Consider the following 18,351-nt stretch of genomic DNA (forward strand, 5'->3'; position numbering starts at 1 on the left):
AAGAGATGAACACCGAAAGGCACCACATCGCCGTGAGCGCGGCCGCGCCCTTCGAGCGCGGCAGGGAACGCGGCGAGCAGCTCCGCGACGCCCTCGCAGGCGGACTCGCGTTCTACTTCGAGCTCTTCGCCATGGCGGGCCTGACCGAGGATCGGGTTCGCGAGGACGCGCTCCGCACGGCGGACGTGGTCGGCGCGTTCCGCCCTCGCCAGCGGGAGGAGCTGGACGGCGTCGCCGCGGGCGCCGGGGTCGACCCGTGGCGCGTCTACGCGCTCAACGCGCGCACCGAAATCCTCGCGCAGAGCGCCGCGGGCCGTCCTGGCGAGTGCTCGACCATCGTCAGGCGTCTCGGGGCGGACGCGAGCGGCCCGCGCACCTTCGGCGTACAGACGTGGGACTGGCACGTGGAGCTCGCGCCGTACTGGCACACGCACGAGGTGCGCGGCGGCCGGCACGACGTGGTCGGGATCACCGAGCACGGCATCCTCGGCAAGGTCGGCGTCAACAGTGCCGGGCTCGCGCTGCACTTCAACATCCTCGGGCATCGCGAGGACGGCGTCGGCGGCGTTCCGGTGCATCTCCTCTCCGCGATCGTGCTCGAAGAGGCCGGGTCGGTCGCGGAGGCGCTCGACATCGTGCGATCGGCGCCGATCAGCGCGTCGAGCTCGTTCACCCTCTTCGACCACGAGACGGCCGTCACCGCCGACATCACCCCTGTCGGGGTGTTCGTCGTCGAGCCGGTCGACGGGACCGTCATCCGCACCAACCACTTCCTCTCTCCCGAGCCCCGCGCGGGCGAGAAGAGTGAGCTCTACCAGCCGGATTCGGGTGACCGTTACGACCTCGTGGCCTCCCGCTTCGCGCGTGGCCCCGAGCCGCGAAGCGCGGCGGAACTGCTCGGCTTCCTCTACTCCGACCCTGGTGAGCCGCAGCTGTGCTGCGTGCCGGACATGACGTTGCCGCCAGGTCAGCGATGGGCGACCCTCGCCACGATCATGCTCGAACCCGCCGGCCGTACGGCGCGCGTCGCCGACGGTTCGCCGCTCGACGCGCGTGACCGGCCATGGCGGACACTGACGGCCTGACCGATCGGCGCAGGCATCGGCCGCCCGCGGTCGAGACCTGCGCCACCCGCCGCTCAGCCCGCTGAATCCGGCTTATCCGTTTCGCCGGCATCGCGGGCACGGGTATCGTCCTAGCTTCTACCGTGATCGGATAGATGGGGCGCTGAGAGCGTGGCTGACCGCAGCGGGCACGACGACATGCGCGGGGCCGGCGAGGCCGCGGCTGGGCTGGTCAGTGCGGAGGTGGGCCACGACGGCCTGCTGGAGGCACTGCACCTCAACCCCCGGGTGCTGCGCCTGGGCTCGCACGACCTGGCCGAGCAGATCGTCCTCGCCGTACGGGCGGCGCAGCGGGATCTCCTCGACCAGATCGGCGACGGCGGCGAGGAACCGATCGCACCGGAGGGGGTGGATCCCGAGGCCCTGATGGGGCGCCTGGACGAGCTGGAGCTTCGGGCCGAACACGACTTCGAGCGGTTGACTTCATCCCTCGACGAGACGCTGCGCCGCTTGGAAGGCCGCGTGGAAGGCCGGTGAACCGGGGGCCGCACGACCACGTGACGATCGACGCCGACGGCCGGTCGTCCTCCGGACGGTCCTTCAGGGCGCTGGCGGATGAGCACGCGGACTTCGCCGCCGGTCTGCGCAGCGAGTGGACCGACGAGGCTCCGTTGCCGTACGAGGAGTTCTCCGTTCCCTATCTGACGTTGCGGCGCGATCTGCTGGACGCGTGCGAGCGGCTCGGCAAGCACCTGCGTCAGGCAGGCGACGGTCAGGTCGTGATGGCCGAGCGGAACACGCACACCGAGTACGTCAACATGAAAAACACGCCGGGGGAACCGGTCCCGACATGAGCTTGATGAGCGAACCAGCGGTCATCACCGGTCTCGCCCTCCTCGGCATCCCTCCGCTGCCGGACACCGCCCTGCTCGACAAGCACATCGGCGAGCTGGACCGGGCCGCCGCCCATCACCGGCTGCTGGCCCACGCGGGCGGGCACGCCTACCGGCTGGGAGCCGCCAACCAGGGACCGGCCAGCGACGCTCTGCATGCCTATATGACCAGCAGCGATGGCGCCGTACCCCAGGCGAGCGACCTTGCCGACCGCCTCACCACGGCCGCCGACGGCCTGCGCGTCTCGAAAGGCATCATCGAGTGGGTCGGGGGCCTGCTGGCGGGGGTCGCGGTCGCCGCCGGCATTGCGGTCGCGTTCGCCCCGCACCTGCTCCCCCAATTGGCGGCCCGGGCCGTGCGGTTCGGCGCCATGCTCCGCGACGCGCTGGGCCGTGTCGGACGTATCTTCACGAGCCTGTTGAAGACTCAGCGGGCGGGCCGGGTCGGTACCGGCCAGACCGGCCTCCTGCGCGGTCGTGGCCGGACGGCGCCCGCCACGCCGAAGCCCGACTACCTGGCGGCCGCGGCGGACCGCCACACGCCCGTGGACGACGTTCTGGCCGAGGAGGCTCGGCGGCCGGGCAACCGTTGGCGTACCGAGAGCACGCCTGTGTACCACGGCTCCCCGGCCTCCCCTGACCGGATCTTCGAGCAGGGCATTCGCCCGTACCATCCGGGCGACCGGGTCTACACCTCCCTGGACCAGGAGATAGCGGAAGGTTACGCCAGGGGCGGCTACACCTATCAGGTTCGCACCTCAGGCGGATTCTCCAGGGGCGATGCCCAGGAGACGGTCACGTTCCCGGGCGGAGTTCATCGCCGCTTCATCCGGGGTGCGTACGACCACAGAACCGACGAGTTCCTCCCCAATCCCCATTTCGATCCCAGCTAAGCCTGCCTACTTGTCACAGCCGGACTCTCTGTCTCGTCCTACCCGTGCATTCGACAAGACGATGCGTTCGATAAGACAAGGAGGTCGACATGGCACGGACCGTCACCAACGTGGTCGTGGCCCTCAGCGCGCTCTACACACTGGTCTTCGGCGTCTGGATGTGGGGGTGGCCGCGACAGTTCGCCGACTACGTCAACTTTCCCCGGCACGAGCACTTCCTCCATGACCTGGGCGCCTTCCACCTGGGCATCGGCATCGCGCTGGTGGCGGCGCTGATCTGGCGGGACGCCATCCTGGTCGCGCTCGTCGGCCTGGCCGCCGCCAGCCTCATCCACACGGTCAACCACGCGATGGACTCCCATCTCGGCGGCGCCGCCAGCGATCCCTACGTGATCGGCGCCCAGACGCTCGTCGCGGTGGTCGGCATCGTGTTCCGCGTCCGCCACCTGCGCACGCGTCAGGCGAAGGAGCAGGCACGATGAGGGTGCTGCTGGCCGGCGCCACCGGCGCGATCGGGCTGCCGCTGCTGTCAGCCCTGGCCGCGGCGGGACACGAGACCATCGCGATCATCCGTGACCCCGCCAAGCGACGGCTCGTCGAGGAACGCGGCGCACTCCCGGTGATCGCGGACGTGATGGACCGCGACGGACTGCTGCGCGCGGTCGACGGCCACCCGGCCGACGTCGTCATGCACCAGGCCACCGCGCTACGCGACGCCAGCCCCAGGCTGCGCCCCGACGACCCCACCCTCGCCCTGCGCGACAAGGGGACCGAACAGCTCCTCCGAGCCGCCCGGCTGGTCGGGGCGCGCCGCTTCGTCACCCAGTCACTGATCACCGGGTACGGCTACCGCGACCACGGCGACAGGATCCTGACCGAGGACGACGTCTTCGGCCTGCACGTCGGCAACGTGGGCGACCTGGTGGCCGACTCCAGCGTCGCGACCGAACGGCAGGTCTTCACCGCCGACGGCATCGAGGGCATCGCCCTGCGGTACGGGATGTTCTACGGCAGGAACGCCTTCAGCGACATGTTCGCCGACCTGATGCGCAAGCGGGCCCCGGTCCTGCCCCGAGGGAGAACGGGGACCACGTGCTTCATCCACGTGAACGACGCCGCGGCGGCCGCCGTCGCCGCCATGGAGCACGGCCGGGCCGGGCAGGCCTACAACATCGTGGACGACCAGCCGACGAGCTGGCGTGACTTCCTGACCACGGTCGCCCGCACACACGGCACCCCGCGTCCGGTCGTGACGCCGAGGTGGCTGATCCGGCTGGCCGTACCCTATCTGGGCTGTTTGATGATCGACACGACGATGCGGATCTCCCACGCCAAGGCCACCCGCGACCTCGGCTGGACCCCGGCGTACCGCAACCTCCGCGAAGGACTGGCGGCCGGCTGAGCCTCCGCACCTGTGGCTGCACGAGGATCACCGCGGTGACCAGCGTATCGATCCCGCAAAGAAGCGCATGCCGGGTGATGTGACTGGGCTGGGCGTTTCGGGAGCGTTGGCCGGGTAGCTGACCGACCACAATCCACGAGTGATGAGGGAGCGACATACATGAGCGACGCCTGGAGCTACCGCGAAGACATCGTCTCGGACTCGACCATGAGCCTGGTCGGCTACGACGTCGAGGCCACCGACGGCAAGATCGGTTCGGTGGACGAGGAGAGCAACGAGGTCGGCGCCAGCTACCTCGTCGTCGACACCGGGTTCTGGATCTTCGGCAAGAAGGTCGTCATGCCCGCCAGCACCATCATCAGGATCGACCCGCAGGAGGAGAAGGTCTACCTCGCCCGCACCAAGGACGAGATCAAGGACGCTCCGGAGTTCGACGAAAAGTCCTACAAGGACACCACCTACCGGCGTGAGGTCGGCGAGTACTACGGCCGCTTCCCGATGATGTAGACCGGGTCCTGCCGGGCTCCCCAGCCGGGAGCCCGGCTTTTCAACGCCCGGCTCTCAACACCCGGCTTCTCACACCCGGCTTCTCGCGGTCGTGCTCAGTCGGTGGTGAGCGCGTCGCGGCGCGGGTCGCACGAACTCCGGATCCACTGAATGAGGCTCCCGGTCACCTCCCAGCCGGGCTGGTGGGACGTCCTCGTTCAGCGTGATCAGGGCAGTTTGCGCAATGCCTGTGCGATCTCCTCGACGTCGTCGAGTTCGCCGGTGGTCACGGCGATGACGAGCGCGTAGGCGGCGTCCACATCGCTGTGGCCGAGGGTTTCGCCATTGAGGTGGAGGAAGAAGGCGGTGGCGGCCCAGCCGAGCCGCTTGTTTCCGTCGATGAGGGGATGGCCGATGATGAGGCTCTGCAGGAGGGCCGCGGCCTTGTGCCAGATGGTGGGGTACGCCTCAGCACCGAAGGCAGTGGTCTGCGGCCGGAGCACGGCGGCGTGCAGCTGCCCGGCGTCGCGCATCCGCACCGATGGCAGCACTCCCTCGGCCAAGGCGAGCACGTCGGCTTTGGCGAGGTAGAGCGTCACTGGCTCAGCCGCTCCAGTAGTTCGGCGTCACGCTCGGCGATCATCTTGGCGAACGCCCGGGCCTTGTCGGTCTGCCGACGGGCCAGGTAGTCCTCGATGGCTGTGACGGCTTCGGTGTTGGCGGACACACCGTCTTCGGCGGCTGCGTCCTTGAGTCGCTGGTGTACCTCGTCGGGGAGGCGGAGCTGCATGTTCACATAGCGATGATATCAAATTCTGATATCATCCGTTAGTAAGAGTAGGCGGCGTCAGCCGCACACCTGCACCGACGCGACGTCCGGCAGGTGGGCCGCCCACTCCTGCTCGGTGAGCGTCCGGCCGGATCTGCCGCACAGGGCCTCGGCCACGGCCGACGCGGCCACGGGGTACTCGTGCCGCGCGCCGAACTGGTCGAAGGTGACCAGGCGGGCGCCGTCCGAGGTGAAGGCCGCCCGTTGGACGACTCCGCGATCGTCGTCCAGAACCGCGCCGAGGGACTGCCCCAGCGTCAGGTCGTAGAGGCGGAGCCTGCCGTCACCGCCCACCAGGGCGGCCAGGTCCTCCGTCGCCGAGACGACGAGTGGCGCCGTGGGCGCGCCGGGCACGCCTCTGATGACCGTCCTGGGCGAGCCGTCCTGGTTCCAGACGGTCAGCCGTCCCCGGCTGTCGGCGGTGACGAGCAGCCCGGCCCGGGTGAACGCGCCGTGGACGAGACTGGTCGTCCGGCCGGTGGCGGAGAGCGCCGTGCCGAGGCGCTTTCCCGTCGCGGCGTCCAGCAGTCCCGACTCCCGCGCCAGTACGGCGAGCCGCGCCCCGTCCCGGGAGAAGGCGACGTCGGTCAGCCCGTTCAGCTTGGCCGACCACAGCGCGCGGCCTGCCTTCCAGTCCCAGAGCTGGAGGGTGGTTTTCGTCGAGTCGTCCGAGAGCAGCAGCTCCACCGCGATCGTGCCGCCGTCGGGGCTGACGCCGCGCAGGAACGCCTGGCCGACGGAGCTCAGCGTGAGCCGTTTGATCTCCTTCCTGGTCGCGGTGTCGTAGATGCGCAGGCGGCTGATGTTCTCGACGTCGTCGGGCGACCTGCTGGAGATCTCGAAGGTGGACAGCGCGATCAGCTTGCCGTCCGAACTGAAGGCCGAGCCGGTGAAGGCGAACTCGCTGTCGATTCCGCCGCGCAGGAGCAGGTCGCGCCTCTTCGCACTCCGCACGTAGGCGTTGGTGGGCGCCTCGGTGCCGCCGCCGCGCAGGTCCACGCTGAGCGTGCCGTCCGGGCTGATGGCCGCCGTGTGGGACGCCTCGTCAGCCGGTGCGGTGAGCGCCGAGAAGTCGACGGAGAACACGCGGTCCTCGCTGAGGTAGCGCAGCGTCCTGCCGTCCGGGTCGAATCGCGGCTGCGGCGACATCACCCTGGCCGCCCACTGGGTGGGGTCGGGCGCTGAGCTCACGGTCAGCGTGGTGAGGAGCATGCCGTCCCCCCAGAGCTGGATCTGGCCGTCGGTCGCCGAGGCGAACAGCCTGTCGTCGTGGCTGAAGACCACGCTGCCCTGGTTCCACTGGTCCGGTCCGCCGTCGGTCAGCTCGCCGACCGAGAAGCCCGTCGGGTCTTTCAGGTCGGCCACGCCGAGCCGCCACCCCCGCAGCACCTCGACCAGCCAGCCCTTCCTGGTGACGGCCAGCGGGTCGGGGCAGTACTTGCACGATTCCTGTGCCGGTCTGGTGCCGGTGAGCTTGAGGCTGGGCAGCGCGAACCTGCCGATGGTTCTGGTGTTGCGATGCTGCATGTAGACCGCCGAACCGTCCGGGGCCATCGCGCCGTTCCAGAAGCCGGGCAGTGGCGCGACACGTCCCGTGTCGAGATCCCAGAGGGTGAAGCTCTCCCGCTGCAGCACCACGTAGCGGTCGACCGTGCCGAAGCTGACGGAGGCCAGGTCGAACTGGTCGCCGCCGATGGCGGCGCGGAACGGCCACGCGCGCCGGAGCTTGCCCGTCTTCACCTCCCACGCGTGCACGCCCTTGCTGGTCAGGACCACGAGCACCGCGCCGGACGGGCTCAGCGCCATGTCGATCGGCGTGCCCTTGACCTCCAGCTTCAGGGTCCCGACCCGACGGCGGGCGACCACGTCCCACAGCCGCGCCTCGTTTCCGCTGACGCTGACCAGGGTCCGGCTGTCGGCGCTGAGGGTGCGGATAGTGTCGGGTTCGGCCGCCGGATCCTGGAACACGCCGGTCTCGCGTTTGGCCAGCGAGTCGTTCATGGCCTTGCGGGTCTGCGCGCTCGGGTCGAGCCGCCACGCGGCCACTGCCAGCAACCCGCCGAGCCCCGGATCGGTGGCCCGGACCGTCCCCGAGGCCGCCGCGATCCTGGCCGCCTCGGAGACCCGGAACCGGTCGTTTGCCACCTTGCCCTGCCACACCGCCACGCCGGTCGCGGCCAGCGAGACGACCAGCAGGACGGCCAGTGCCAGCGACACCAGCCGGGTCCTGCGCGCCCTGCGGCGGCCCAGCGCGGCGCCCGCGTCCAGGAAGTCGCGCTCCAACCCGGCCAGCGTGATGTCCCTGCGGCCGGTGGCCGCCCACTGCAGGGCGTTCTCCAGCGAGTGCCCGGCGAACAGGTCGCCGTCGCGCCGTCCGCGCTCGTCCCACCGCCGCGCCGCCGCCAGGATGTCGCGGTGGACGGCCAGGCCGTCCCTGTTGCTCTCGATCCATCGCCGCAGCCGGGGCCACGCGTACGGCAGCGCCGGACGGGCCAGCCGTACCTCGTCGCCGTTGATCTCCAGGAGGTAGCCGAAGACCCGCAGCACGCCCCGCGCCTCGGCGAACTCGCTGAGGCGGGCCCGCCGGACGGTCAGCTCGCCGTCCTCGTCGACCGTCACCAGCCGCAGGAACACCTGCGCCGCCAGCTCGCGCTCGGCCGGGCCGAGCATGCCGTAGGCCTCCTCCGCGAGCGGGCCGAGGCCGGGATCGTGCGCCTGCGTCGTGAGATGGGCCGCCCGGCCGCCTTCGGCCAGCAGCCTGGCCGTGTCGAGCTGCCCGTCGCCGCTGATCAGGGCCAGCAGCAGGGCGCGGGCGGTGGGCCGGGCCAGCGGATCCTTGCGTAACGCGGCGTGGACCAGCGGGCGCAGCGACTCCGGCAGGCAGGTGAGGTCCGGTTCGACCGACATGACCTGGTGCATGACCGCGCCCAGTGTCTCGGCCTTGAACGGGTCCCTGCCGGTCGCGGCGAACAGCATGATCCCGCCCCAGGCGAACACGTCGGCGGGCGCCCCGGCCCGCTCGCCGGTGAACACCTCCGGCGCCATGTACGTGGGCGTTCCCGAGATCAGCCCGGTCGCGGTCAGCGACATCTCCAGGGTCCGCGCGAGCCCGAAGTCGATCACCCGGGGGCCGTCGGGACCGAGCAGGACGTTGTCCGGCTTCATGTCCCTGTGGATCACGCCCGCGTCGTGGATCGCGGTCAGCGCGGTGGCCACGCCGGTCGCCAGCCGGTGCAGGTCTCCGGCGGTGAAGACCCTGCCCTCCCGTACGGCGGCGCCCAGGCTGGGCCCTTCCACGTACTCGCTGACCAGGTACGGCCGGGGCCCGGCGAGGTCGGCCTCGATCACGGCCGCCGTGCAGAAGGAGGAGACCCGCTGGGCCGCGGTGGCCTCACGCTGGAGCAGGCCCACGTCGACGCCGTGCAGCATCTTGATCGCCACCCGCCGCCCGGCCTGGTCGTACGCCTCGTAGACCACGCCTTGGCCGCCCGCGCCCAGTCGTCCGGCCAGCCAGTAGGCCCCGATCCGTCGCGGGTCTCCCTCAACCAGAGTCACGGGATCTTGGATGTCCCGCGCCGCCACAAAGTTCGCGAATCACCCGGGTCAGGTGTTCTTGGTCGCTGTCACCAGCGCGAAGGACAGGTACTCCCCCTGGTCGGCCTCCAGCATGGCGATGGTCCGCTCGACGACGTCCCGGTCGGCGGCCCTGTCGTTGGCCTGGTGTTCGAGACAGGCGCGCGCCCACAGCAGCCAGTCGCGCCAGCCGTCCTCCTGCAGCCTGGCCGAGGTCACGGTGACCAGTTCGGTGATGTCCCACTGGAAGCGCCACCATTCGGCGGTGTGCCAGGCGATCGCCTCCCACCCGACGAGCTCCTTGATGTGCGGCGGGATCACGCCCAGGTCGCGGACCTCGCGGGTCATGCCAGGGGTGGCGATCCCCAGCTGACCGCCGGGCGCGAGGAAGCGCGTGATGTAGGCCAGGTAGCTGTCGGCGGTGCCGAAGTACTCGTAGGCGTCGATGCTGACGACCGCGTCGAAGGACTCCGGCTCGAACGGCAGCGCGTGCGCCTCGGCGCTGACGGCCCGCACCCGGTCGGCGACGCCCGCCTCGGCGAAGACGGCCTCGGCCTTCTCCGGCGCGATCCACAGGTCGGCGGCCACGACGTCCACGCCGAACTCCCTGGCCAGGAACACCGACGTCGCGCCCATGCCGGAGCCGAGGTCCAGGACCCGCATGCCGGGCTTGAGGTCGAGGTCGCGCGACAGGTCCTCCAGCAGCCACAGCGGGTTCGGCCCCATGTCCAGGCCGACCAGCCACGCGGGGTCGTAGCGGGACGAACGGGGATAGTCGTCGGGCCGGATGAGATCACGCACAGCTGTCACAGCGCGGCATCCCACCACACCGAAAAGGCAGCCCGCAAACGGTTATCGGTGCTCCGCCGCCAACGACGCGTCGAGCTCGGACTCCCGGCCCCTCGCGAACTGCGAGTCGTACTCCGCCGCGCCGAGAGCCTGCCTGGCCCGCTTCGCGATGCGGTCGACATCGTCGCGCTCCCCCTCGGGCAGCGGCGTCCCCACTGGGACGTCAGCGTCCCGGCCGGGCTTCCCGCGGCCGAGGCCGAATCCGCCCGCAACAGCCTCGAAGGAGCGCTCGCGGCCGGCCCCTCGGTCGGCGGGCAGCTGCTCGCCAGCGCCCGCGAGGCCTACACCAACGGGCTGAACGTGGTCGCCGTCGTCTGCGCCGCCATCGGGGCTCTCCTCGCGCTCACCGCGATGCTCGCGCTCCGCAGGGCGCAGAAGGCAGAGGAGGTCGACGCGCCCCTCCAGACCACCGGGAGCTGACAGGCCTCCCCCCGCAGGGGGAGGCACCTCACTCTTCTGCGGGAGGTCGCACCAGGTCAGCGGTCTCTACGGTCGAGCCATGGCCGATTCTCATCGCAGACGACGCTGGCCGGCTTTCGCGGTGGCGGTGCTGTTCCTCGGGTACGCCGCCGGGAAGGCCGCCTTCGCCCTGCAGGCCCAGCTCGGCTTCCCCGGCGGCCCGCCCGTGTCGGCCGCCGAGACCAGTGGCTACTTCCTGGACGCCGCCACCGCGCAGTGGCTCGCGGTCGCCTCCGGCGTGCTGGGCGCGTGCGTCGCCCTCGCCACGGTCACCGTCCTGGGGCGCAGGGTGCCGCGAGCGCTGATGCTGATGGTGCTGGCGTTGATGCTGCTGGCCGTCGGCGGCGGCGCGGGGATCATGATCGTGGACGGGTTCGTCGGCATCGGCGTGGGATGGCAGTGGTACCACGGCGCCCTCGGGCTCGTCGTCATCGGGCTGTTCCTGGAGATGACCCGGTCCTACGTGGTGGGGACGAGACGTGTCGCGCACTGACCGGGCTCGGCTGGGCGGGTTCGGGGCGGCGGTGTGCGCCGCGGCCTACGGGTCGATGAAGCTCGCGCAGGCGCTGGGCGCCAACGCGCTGGCCGACAAGGACCCGCTGCCGCCGGAGCTGCGCGAGCGGCTGCTCGCGCGGGATCCGCTGTTCGTGGCGAGCCACTGGGTGCTGTTCGCCGCCGCGGTGGTCGGCGTGATCGTCGCGCTGGCGACCGTACGGCCCTGGGGCGCGGCCGTACCACGCCGGCTGCTGCTCCTGATCACCTGGACACTCGGGATCTTCATGATCGCCCGGTCGATCGGGGTGGTGGGGTTCGGCTTCGTCGGCGACGTCCTGCTGCTGACCGGGGTCAGCCCGCCGCCGCCCGAGCACACCGCGCTGGCCACCGACCTGGCGCGCTGGGATCTGCTGCTGTGGTCACCGTTCTTCCTGCTCTGGGGTGCGTGCTGGGCGACGGCCGGATGGCGGCTCGGCAGGAGAGCCACCGCCGGGTGAGCCGGTCGATCACCCGTGGAGCGCGACCTGGCCGGGCCGGGACAGCAGGTCGAGCCCGGCCGAGGCGGCGTCGTCGGCGGGCAGGTAGACGACCAACCGCTGCTCCTCCGCGCCGGGCAGCTCCAGACTCTCGTACGCCAGCAGCAGCTCACCGGCCACCGGATGCGCCCACCGCTCCACCCCGGTACGGCAGGGCAGCGCGGCCGAGGCCGTGAACCGGTCGGTGAAGCGGGCACCGGCGGTGACGGCCAGTTCGTCGGCCAGGGCGGCGGCGTAAGGGTCGCCGAGAGACGCCGCGGCCCTGAGGTCGGCGGCCCGCTCGTCAGCGACGCTCTCCCAGTCGGGGAAGACGCCACGCGCGCGAGCGTCGGTGAAGACGTACCTGGCCAGGTTGGGCGGCCGGCCCTCCAGCACGCCGGCCGGTCCCGCCAGCGCCTCGAAGCCGGCCGTACGGGCGAGCACCTCGCCCAGCTGGTTGACCACCAGCGCCGGTGCCGGCTCCAGCCGGTCGAGCAGCGCCCTGACCGTCGGGCGCACCGCGCGGGCCGGCGGCGCACTGCCCAGGCAGGCGCCGGCACCGCTGCCCGCCTTGACCAGGCGGTGCAGATGGATCCGCTCGTCGGCGGACAGGCGCAGCGCGTCGGCGAGCACGGCCAGGATCTCGGCGGAGGGGCGGCGGTCGCGTCCCTGCTCCAGCCGGGTGAGGTACTCGACGCTGACCCCCGCGAGTGTGGCCAGCTCGGCGCGGCGCAGCCCGGGGGTACGGCGGCGCGTGCCGTCCGGCAGCCCCACGTCGGCGGGCGCGACGGCCTCCCGCCGGGACCGCAGGAACAGGCCCAGCTCGTTGTCGCCCATGGACCGGGAGTCTATGCGCCACCGCGATCCTTGCCCTGGGAGGGCCAGCCTCACGGCGGTCTCCCCGGCGACGGTACGGCCCGGCAGGCTCGGACGCGTCACCACATCCTTCCGAAAGGACCCCCTCTCTTGCGTTACCGACTGCTGGGCAACACCGGGCTGCGCGTGTCCGAGCTGTTCTTCGGCGCCATGACCTTCTTCGAGCGCGGTGGCTTCGAACGCGGCGGCCCCGACGCACTGGGCGAGTACCGGGCCATGCTGGACGCCTACGCCGACGCCGGAGGCAACGTCATCGACACCGCCTCGGCGTACGGCGACAGCGAGGAGGTGCTCGGCGAGCTGCTCGACGGCCGCCGCGACCGCTTCGTCGTCGCCAGCAAGTACACGATCTCCCGCGACCGCGACGACCCGAACGCCTCGGGCAACCACCGCAAGAACCTCACCCTGACACTGGAGCGCAGCCTGCGCCGGCTGCGCACCGACTACCTCGACCTCTACTGGGTGCACATCTGGGACCGCCACACCCCCGTGGAGGAGACGATGCGCGCGCTGGACGACGCCGTACGCGCCGGGAAGATCCTCTACGTGGGCATCTCCGACGCTCCCGCCTGGCTGGTCAGCCGCGCCAACACGCTGGCGGAGTGGCGCGGCTGGACACCGTTCGCGGGCCTGCAGGTTCCCTACAACCTGCTGCAGCGCGACGTCGAACGGGAGCTGCTGCCGATGGCCGAGGCGCTCGGGCTGAGCGTGGCCGCGTGGGGGCCGCTGGCCGGCGGCGTGCTGTCCGGCAAGTTCACCGGCCAGGGCGACCCGCCGGCCGGGACCACCAGGGTCGACCCCGGCGCTCTCACCCCGCGCGACCACGCCGTCGCGCGGGCCGTACGCGAGGTGGCGGACGAGGTGGGCGCCACTCCTGCCCAGGTGGCGATCGCCTGGACGCGCACCAGGTCCGCCGCCGTCCACCCGATCGTCGGAGCGCGCGACGTCAAGCAGCTCACCGACAACCTGGGGGCTACCGAGGTCGTCCTTCCCGAGGAGTCGGTACGGCGGCTGGAGTCGGCGACGGCGTTCGAGCTCGGCTTCCCCGGCGACTTCATCGCCGCTGCCGAGGCCGATCCGTGGGTGTTCGGCGAGCCGGCCAACCGGCCCTGAACACGACCATCAGGTCAGGTGATCGAGCGCGGCGGATCTGGCCCGCATCGTCTTCATGATCACCACTCCCGCGGTCGCGAGGCACCACAGCGCCGCCGAAGGAGCGGCCGCCATGACGAGAAGCGCCACCAACCCGTGGTCCCTCGGGTCTTCGAGGAGGCTCGCGGCGCCCGCCATCACCTGCAGGCCGCCGCTCAGCACGCCCAGGATGGAGATCGCGCGACTCCACCGCCACAGCAGCACGCTCGCGGTGAGGAAGGCCATGCCTTCCAGCAGCAACGCCACGTCCAGGAGTGCTGCCAGGTCGAACCCGAGCACGTCCTCCAGCCCGTGCCGCACTCGCGAGGGCAGGAACCTCAGCGGCACCAGGACCACGAGGAGGCTGGGGGCCAGCCCGACGATCGCCGCGGGCCGCGAGGCCCGCCACATCGATATGAACAGGGGAACCACGACGACCGCCAGCGCCATCGAGCGGATCAGGTCGGCGTTCACCGGGTGCGGCAGGTCGAACGAGCCGTCGGTGGTGAGCCGCTCCCAGATGGACAGCGAGTAGACGACGGACGCGACGAGCAACGGCACAGCGGCGACGAAGGCGAACGTCCCCGCGACCAGGCTGGGCTTGCCCGAGGACGGCGCGGGCGGACGTGGCGGCGCATAGCCGTACGGGCCTGGATGGTGAGGAGGGAACGGGGCGGCGTGGGGCGCGGGGCGCGGGCCGAGGTGAGCGCCGGGGTGGGGGTTCTGCGCCGGGAGAACGTTCGGCGGCGGAAGGATGCTCGTCGGGTGGGAGGGGACGGCGGAGGTGGGCTGCTCGCCTTCCGGCAGGCGTACGGTGCCGGACCCCACGGTGCCTGACCCCACGGTGCCGGACCCCACAGTGCCGGACCCCACCGGAGCGGACTCGGACCCCATGGTGTGCGGCCGGACGGCGCCGGTGATCCGGCCGAGCAGGGCCTCGGCCGTGGGCCGGGCGGCCGGGTCCTTGTGCAGACAGGCGTGCAGGATCGGCCGCAGCTCGTCAGGGACGCCGCTCAGGTCGGGCTCGGTGGTCAGAATGGCGTGCATCAGCGACGGCGCCGTGTCACCGCGGAAGGGCAGCCGCCCGGTGGCCGCGTAGAGCATGGTCGCGGCCCAGCTGAACAGGTCGGCCGCCCCCGTCACCGAGGTGCCCTCGAACTGCTCCGGAGCCATGAACGCGGGCGTGCCCATCACCGTGGAGGTGGCCGTGTGCTCGGCCGCCCTGGCGATGCCGAAGTCGATGACCACCGGCCCCTCGGGGCCCATGATCACGTTCTTCGGTTTGAAGTCGCGGTGCACGATCCCGCCCCGATGGATGGCGTCGAGGGCGGTCAGCGTCGCCACGGCCAGCCGTTGCAGCCCGCCGCCCGTTCGCGGCCCCTCGGTCGCGACCAGCTCGTCGAGTGAAGGGCCTGGGATGTACTCGCTGACGATGTACGGCAGGTCGCCCTCGACTCCGGCGTCCAGCACGCGGGCGGTGCAGAACGCCGCCACCTGCCGCGTGGCCTCCGCCTCGCGATGGAAGCGCCGCCGCGCGCCCTCGTCGCGTGCCACCGCGGCGAGCAGCACCTTGATGGCGACCTTGTCACCGGTGGGCCCGCGGCCCAGGTAGACAGTCCCCTGCCCGCCCGATCCGAGGACCTTCTCGGTGGCATAGGGGCCGAACTTCTGTGTTTCCGCGAAGGTCACCGAACGACCTTAGAGGTACGGCCGCGCCGTACGGAACAGCTACTCCTTCTTCGCCAGGTCGCCGCAGGTGAAGCCCTCTTCGCGCTCGGGCGAGAGCTGCACGTCGGTGAGGATCGTGCCCTCGCCGGAGCGGCGGAAGGTCTCCATCCTGTCGCAGTCGTAGAAGGAGTAGGTGCCGTCGCTCTCGCCGAGCAGCATCATCCACCGGCCGTCGTAGAGCGTCTTGCCGTCGCCGTCCTGGAGCCTGGCCCACTGGTCCTGGAAGCCGACGAGGTCGAGCAGGGTGTTGGCCTGGCCGGTCTCCTGCACGTCGGCCGCGCCGTACACGAGCTGGACGACCAGCACGTAGCCGAGGCCGACGCCGGTGAGCGCGCCGAGCAGCACCTTCGTTCCCGCGCGGCCGACGGGCCTGCGGCGCAGCAGCCGGAACGGCACCGCGTAGGCCAGCACGCCGAGGAGGGCGGCCAGCAGCACCTGCCCGTCCCCGAGCGCCGTGCCGTCGACCTCCACCGAGAGGTAGAGAAAGCCCAGGTAGGTGAGGCCGGCCCAGAGCCCGGCGATGGTCGCGACGATCCATGGCCGCTTCCGTATCGCCTGGACGGCCCGGCCCGCCCACCCCCTGGTGATCACGTTCGCCAGCCAGCCGAGCCCGACGAGCACGCCGACGCCCAGGGCCAGGCCGATGAGGAGCGGGATCAGCGTGCCCAGGAGCCGGCCGAGCAGGACCGACTGGTCGATGCCCGCCTGCTCGGGGTTGATGCCGAAGACCGCGTACATCTCCTTGATCCCCATGTACAGCAGGGCGTAGAGCGTCACGCCGACCGGGACGAGGAACGAGCCGATCTTCTCGAGGACCTCGAGGATGCTCCCCTTCTCCTCTGGCTCTGGCTCTGGCGCCGGTGGGAGAACTATCTGTTCTGGCGAATAAGACTGAGAAGTCACGACGAAAGATCATGCGGGCCCGCCGCAGACAGCCGGTTGACGCGAGATATACGCGCTGATCAGCCGCGCATCCCGGCGGGCATTCCGGTGCGAGCTCACGGTGCGCTGCGGCCCGAGCCCGGCCGCAGCGCACGGTGAACCCTCAACCGGCCCTGGTTCAGCTGGGGCAGGAGATGGCGCTGTTCTCTTCCCCGGCGAAGAGCCTGTTGCCGGGGCCGGTGAACTCCTCGTAGCCCTGGGCGAGCTCGTGGTCGTCGTCACGCCTCCGCAGCGCTGACAGCGCCCGCGCCATCGGTGCGCAGCCACAGGGTCAGGGCCCAGTCCTGGTCGTTGGCGAGCGGATCGTCCCGGTAGCCCGGCCGCCCGTCCACGCTCGAGGGCATCACGAAGGCGCAGGACGCCGAGCCGTCTTCACGAAAGAGGGCAAGGTTGGCAGCGAAGATCGCCTCGGCGGTGGCGTCGGTCTCCGCTGTCCTGAGTTCCCGCGGGAGCTGGGTGAGGGCCACCGCCGTCAGAACGCTCCAGTGGTGCGGGAAGACGTCGCCGTAGAGGCGGTTGCGGCCGAACCAGTAGCCGTCCCAGTGCCGGATGCCGATGTGACGCAGCCGGGCGTGAGGCTGTGGACCGCCGAAGGCGCGCAGCCAGCGCAGCGATTCGGTCAGCGGGGTGAGCAGCGTGGGGTCGCCCGACAGGTCGTAGCTGATCGCGAAGAGCGAAACCAGCGGCGCGACCATGGACTGCTCGTAGTTCACCTCATGGCTCGGCAGGTCTGGACCGAGCATGGCGAAATGGGCGGCGTTTTCCAGCAGAGAGGCGCGCAGGCTCGACGCCCGGTCCGGGTCGCCCGCGGCCTCCAGCAGGGCGGCCACCTGGACGACGGCCTCGGGCTGGCCGATCGACAGGTGCTGGACCGCGTCCAGGGCGTAGCTGCGTTCCAGCAGCAGGGCGGCCTGGTCGAGATCCTCGCTCCGGTCGTAGAGCACGTGCTGGTCGGCGAAGAACTGGGCCAGCCACGGGATGTTGTAGAGGCGGGGCTTGTCGACGGTGGTGTCGCTGCCCCATGTCACCGATCCGTCGGTGGCGATGAGGCACGATCTGGCGAAGGTCGCGAAGCCCTCCAGAGCGCTGTCGATCTCGTCGAGCGGACCCCAGCCCCGGCGTCTGGCCTGCTGGAGGAGCAGCGGCATGGCCAGCCTTTCCGCCCCGTCGGACCAGTCGGCCCAGCCGCTGGTCAGTTGCCGTATGCGGGTGGCCGAGTCCACCGGGACGAAGGCATGCCGGAAGGGCTCGCCTCGCTCGACGGGCCGCTGGTGGTCGAGGATGTAACGGATGCGCCGCTCGACGAGTTCACGCCGTGGCAGGTGGAAGAGCACGGCGGTGCGCGCGTGCGCTCCGATCTCCAGGTAGGCGATGCCATGTCGCCGCCCGTACACCGAGTCGCCGACCACGTCGGCGTCGCTGGAGGAGACCGCTCCTTCGGTGAGAAGTGGTTGGCCGAGTTCGGCGTGCAGGCGCGGGAGCCGTACCGGAGGCGCGGAGGAATCGAGGAACGCCGGCACCGAGTCGTACCAGGCCAGCTCCCAGGTGAGCTCGAAGGTGCCATGGGCGGGCACGGTCACCGTGGGCTGACCGCCGAAGGCAGCGGGATTGCGGGCGAGGTCGGTCGCCTGGAGGACCACGTGCCCGCGCACATTGGAGCCGGAGGCGTGGTTGCGTGACTCGATCGAGTACGACCAGAGCGCGCCCTCGCGCAGGATCAGCCCCAGCAACGGCGTCTGGCCGGACATCGGCTGGGCGAGCACCCACGACCAGGAGCCGCCGGTCCATACATGGGCGTGGCAGGCGCCGGCCAGGCTCTCCTCAGCGCTGGGGTAGATGTCGCGCAGCGGCGTCTGGATGCCGAGCCCGGTCACCTGTACGTCCCGGTCCAGGGCGTTGACCAGCCGATAGGACTCGACCAGAACCTCACCGCCAGTCCTGGTGACCTCCAACTCGAGCCCGGGCAGCAGGTCGTGGACGACCGTGACCTGGTCGGTGTCGGCCTCGACCCGGCGTGGCCGATTCCAGCGGCAGGTACCCAGATCGCTGACCAGGAAGCCGGTGCCCCATCGGTTCTCGGCGGTGTGCCAGCGTTCGGTGGCCTCGTCCAGGAGGAATCCGTGCCCTGGCAGGTCGGGGTGCTCGAAGCGCAGCGGCGCTCCGTCGGCCGCGCCCAGGATGAGCCTGCCTTTTCCGACGCGAAGCGATAGGTCCAT

At 71.0% G+C, this 18,351-nt stretch carries 20 protein-coding genes; 11 read left to right on the forward strand and 9 right to left on the reverse strand.

All coding sequences use genetic code 11. The features are described 5' to 3' along the window. The first annotated feature begins 5 nt into the window (after positions 1–5). The 7 genes from ACFXJ8_RS24010 (at position 6) to ACFXJ8_RS24040 (ending at position 4,759) form a co-directional block, all read left to right on the forward strand. Entirely contained in the window at positions 6–1,085 is a 1,080-nt protein-coding gene (locus ACFXJ8_RS24010) for a C45 family autoproteolytic acyltransferase/hydolase (protein ID WP_379646169.1), read from the forward strand. A 150-nt stretch (positions 1,086–1,235) separates the two neighbouring features. Further along, positions 1,236–1,601, forward strand: a complete 366-nt coding sequence (locus ACFXJ8_RS24015; RefSeq protein ID WP_379646170.1) for a hypothetical protein — start codon at positions 1,236–1,238, stop codon at positions 1,599–1,601. Next, positions 1,598–1,918, forward strand: coding sequence for a hypothetical protein (locus ACFXJ8_RS24020; protein WP_379646171.1), 321 nt, complete (start codon positions 1,598–1,600; stop codon positions 1,916–1,918). Before ACFXJ8_RS24015 ends, ACFXJ8_RS24020 begins: the two co-directional genes overlap by 4 nt. Before the next feature lie 5 nt (positions 1,919–1,923). Then, positions 1,924–2,850 (forward strand): hypothetical protein, encoded by a 927-nt coding sequence (locus ACFXJ8_RS24025; RefSeq protein WP_379646172.1) that lies wholly within the window; start codon positions 1,924–1,926, stop codon positions 2,848–2,850. A gap of 89 nt (positions 2,851–2,939) precedes the next feature. Beyond that, the gene (locus ACFXJ8_RS24030; RefSeq protein WP_379646173.1) at positions 2,940–3,332 is read left to right on the forward strand and encodes a hypothetical protein; all 393 of its coding nucleotides are present in this window, start codon (positions 2,940–2,942) and stop codon (positions 3,330–3,332) included. Beyond that, a complete protein-coding gene (locus ACFXJ8_RS24035) occupies positions 3,329–4,252 on the forward strand; it encodes an NAD-dependent epimerase/dehydratase family protein (RefSeq protein WP_379646174.1) in 924 nt (307 codons plus the stop codon). Before ACFXJ8_RS24030 ends, ACFXJ8_RS24035 begins: the two co-directional genes overlap by 4 nt. 159 nt (positions 4,253–4,411) lie before the next feature. After that, positions 4,412–4,759, forward strand: coding sequence for a PRC-barrel domain containing protein (locus ACFXJ8_RS24040; RefSeq protein ID WP_379646175.1), 348 nt, complete (start codon positions 4,412–4,414; stop codon positions 4,757–4,759). 206 nt (positions 4,760–4,965) lie between these two features. Here the strand turns inward: ACFXJ8_RS24040 and ACFXJ8_RS24045 are convergent, their stop codons facing one another. Genes ACFXJ8_RS24045 through ACFXJ8_RS24060 form a run of 4 tightly spaced genes read right to left on the reverse strand, consistent with a single transcriptional unit; the run spans position 4,966 to position 9,941 of the window. Then, positions 4,966–5,337, reverse strand: coding sequence for a type II toxin-antitoxin system death-on-curing family toxin (locus ACFXJ8_RS24045; RefSeq protein ID WP_379646176.1), 372 nt, complete (start codon positions 5,335–5,337; stop codon positions 4,966–4,968). Beyond that, a complete protein-coding gene (locus ACFXJ8_RS24050; RefSeq protein WP_379646260.1) occupies positions 5,334–5,528 on the reverse strand; it encodes a toxin-antitoxin system HicB family antitoxin in 195 nt (64 codons plus the stop codon). The genes ACFXJ8_RS24045 and ACFXJ8_RS24050 overlap by 4 nt, the downstream gene beginning before the upstream one ends. 57 nt (positions 5,529–5,585) lie before the next feature. After that, complete coding sequence (locus ACFXJ8_RS24055; protein WP_379646177.1) at positions 5,586–9,122, reverse strand: protein kinase; 3,537 nt, start codon at positions 9,120–9,122, stop codon at positions 5,586–5,588. Positions 9,123–9,170: 48 nt separating this feature from the next. Further along, positions 9,171–9,941, reverse strand: coding sequence for an SAM-dependent methyltransferase (locus ACFXJ8_RS24060; RefSeq protein ID WP_379646178.1), 771 nt, complete (start codon positions 9,939–9,941; stop codon positions 9,171–9,173). 57 nt (positions 9,942–9,998) lie between these two features. Here ACFXJ8_RS24060 and ACFXJ8_RS24065 point away from each other — a divergent pair, with 57 nt between their 5' ends. The 3 genes from ACFXJ8_RS24065 to ACFXJ8_RS24075 all read left to right on the forward strand — a co-directional run bounded on the left by ACFXJ8_RS24065 (position 9,999) and on the right by ACFXJ8_RS24075 (position 11,440). Then, positions 9,999–10,409, forward strand: coding sequence for a hypothetical protein (locus tag ACFXJ8_RS24065; protein ID WP_379646179.1), 411 nt, complete (start codon positions 9,999–10,001; stop codon positions 10,407–10,409). A 79-nt stretch (positions 10,410–10,488) separates the two neighbouring features. Then, the gene (locus ACFXJ8_RS24070; RefSeq protein ID WP_379646180.1) at positions 10,489–10,941 is read left to right on the forward strand and encodes a hypothetical protein; all 453 of its coding nucleotides are present in this window, start codon (positions 10,489–10,491) and stop codon (positions 10,939–10,941) included. Further along, a complete protein-coding gene (locus ACFXJ8_RS24075; protein WP_379646181.1) occupies positions 10,928–11,440 on the forward strand; it encodes a DUF3995 domain-containing protein in 513 nt (170 codons plus the stop codon). Before ACFXJ8_RS24070 ends, ACFXJ8_RS24075 begins: the two co-directional genes overlap by 14 nt. 9 nt (positions 11,441–11,449) lie before the next feature. On the opposite strand, the gene ACFXJ8_RS24080 is transcribed toward ACFXJ8_RS24075, so the two are convergent. Then, complete coding sequence (locus ACFXJ8_RS24080; RefSeq protein WP_379646182.1) at positions 11,450–12,295, reverse strand: helix-turn-helix domain-containing protein; 846 nt, start codon at positions 12,293–12,295, stop codon at positions 11,450–11,452. 129 nt (positions 12,296–12,424) lie between these two features. Between ACFXJ8_RS24080 and ACFXJ8_RS24085 the strand changes: the two genes are divergently transcribed. Then, complete coding sequence (locus ACFXJ8_RS24085; RefSeq protein WP_379646183.1) at positions 12,425–13,447, forward strand: aldo/keto reductase; 1,023 nt, start codon at positions 12,425–12,427, stop codon at positions 13,445–13,447. A gap of 9 nt (positions 13,448–13,456) precedes the next feature. Here the strand turns inward: ACFXJ8_RS24085 and ACFXJ8_RS24090 are convergent, their stop codons facing one another. The 4 genes from ACFXJ8_RS24090 to ACFXJ8_RS24105 form a co-directional block, all read right to left on the reverse strand. Then, positions 13,457–15,154, reverse strand: coding sequence for a serine/threonine-protein kinase (locus ACFXJ8_RS24090; RefSeq protein WP_379646184.1), 1,698 nt, complete (start codon positions 15,152–15,154; stop codon positions 13,457–13,459). A gap of 39 nt (positions 15,155–15,193) precedes the next feature. After that, the gene (locus ACFXJ8_RS24095; protein WP_379646185.1) at positions 15,194–16,096 is read right to left on the reverse strand and encodes a hypothetical protein; all 903 of its coding nucleotides are present in this window, start codon (positions 16,094–16,096) and stop codon (positions 15,194–15,196) included. Positions 16,097–16,253: 157 nt separating this feature from the next. Further along, a complete protein-coding gene (locus tag ACFXJ8_RS24100; RefSeq protein WP_379646186.1) occupies positions 16,254–16,388 on the reverse strand; it encodes a hypothetical protein in 135 nt (44 codons plus the stop codon). Continuing rightward, the gene (locus ACFXJ8_RS24105; RefSeq protein ID WP_379646187.1) at positions 16,354–18,351 is read right to left on the reverse strand and encodes a hypothetical protein; all 1,998 of its coding nucleotides are present in this window, start codon (positions 18,349–18,351) and stop codon (positions 16,354–16,356) included. The genes ACFXJ8_RS24100 and ACFXJ8_RS24105 overlap by 35 nt, the downstream gene beginning before the upstream one ends.

Source organism: Nonomuraea sp. NPDC059194 (assembly GCF_042754765.1).
In the GTDB taxonomy this organism is placed as follows: Bacteria; Actinomycetota; Actinomycetes; order Streptosporangiales; family Streptosporangiaceae; genus Nonomuraea.

Coding starts and splice junctions, on each gene's coding strand:
- ACFXJ8_RS24010 (WP_379646169.1), top strand. CDS start 6: ATGAACACCGAAAGGCACCACATCGCCGTGAGCGCGGCCGCGCCCTTC.
- ACFXJ8_RS24025 (WP_379646172.1), top strand. CDS start 1,924: ATGAGCGAACCAGCGGTCATCACCGGTCTCGCCCTCCTCGGCATCCCT.
- ACFXJ8_RS24030 (WP_379646173.1), top strand. CDS start 2,940: ATGGCACGGACCGTCACCAACGTGGTCGTGGCCCTCAGCGCGCTCTAC.
- ACFXJ8_RS24035 (WP_379646174.1), top strand. CDS start 3,329: ATGAGGGTGCTGCTGGCCGGCGCCACCGGCGCGATCGGGCTGCCGCTG.
- ACFXJ8_RS24040 (WP_379646175.1), top strand. CDS start 4,412: ATGAGCGACGCCTGGAGCTACCGCGAAGACATCGTCTCGGACTCGACC.
- ACFXJ8_RS24050 (WP_379646260.1), bottom strand. CDS start 5,528: ATGCAGCTCCGCCTCCCCGACGAGGTACACCAGCGACTCAAGGACGCA.
- ACFXJ8_RS24070 (WP_379646180.1), top strand. CDS start 10,489: ATGGCCGATTCTCATCGCAGACGACGCTGGCCGGCTTTCGCGGTGGCG.
- ACFXJ8_RS24080 (WP_379646182.1), bottom strand. CDS start 12,295: ATGGGCGACAACGAGCTGGGCCTGTTCCTGCGGTCCCGGCGGGAGGCC.
- ACFXJ8_RS24100 (WP_379646186.1), bottom strand. CDS start 16,388: ATGGCGCGGGCGCTGTCAGCGCTGCGGAGGCGTGACGACGACCACGAG.
- ACFXJ8_RS24105 (WP_379646187.1), bottom strand. CDS start 18,351: ATGGACCTATCGCTTCGCGTCGGAAAAGGCAGGCTCATCCTGGGCGCG.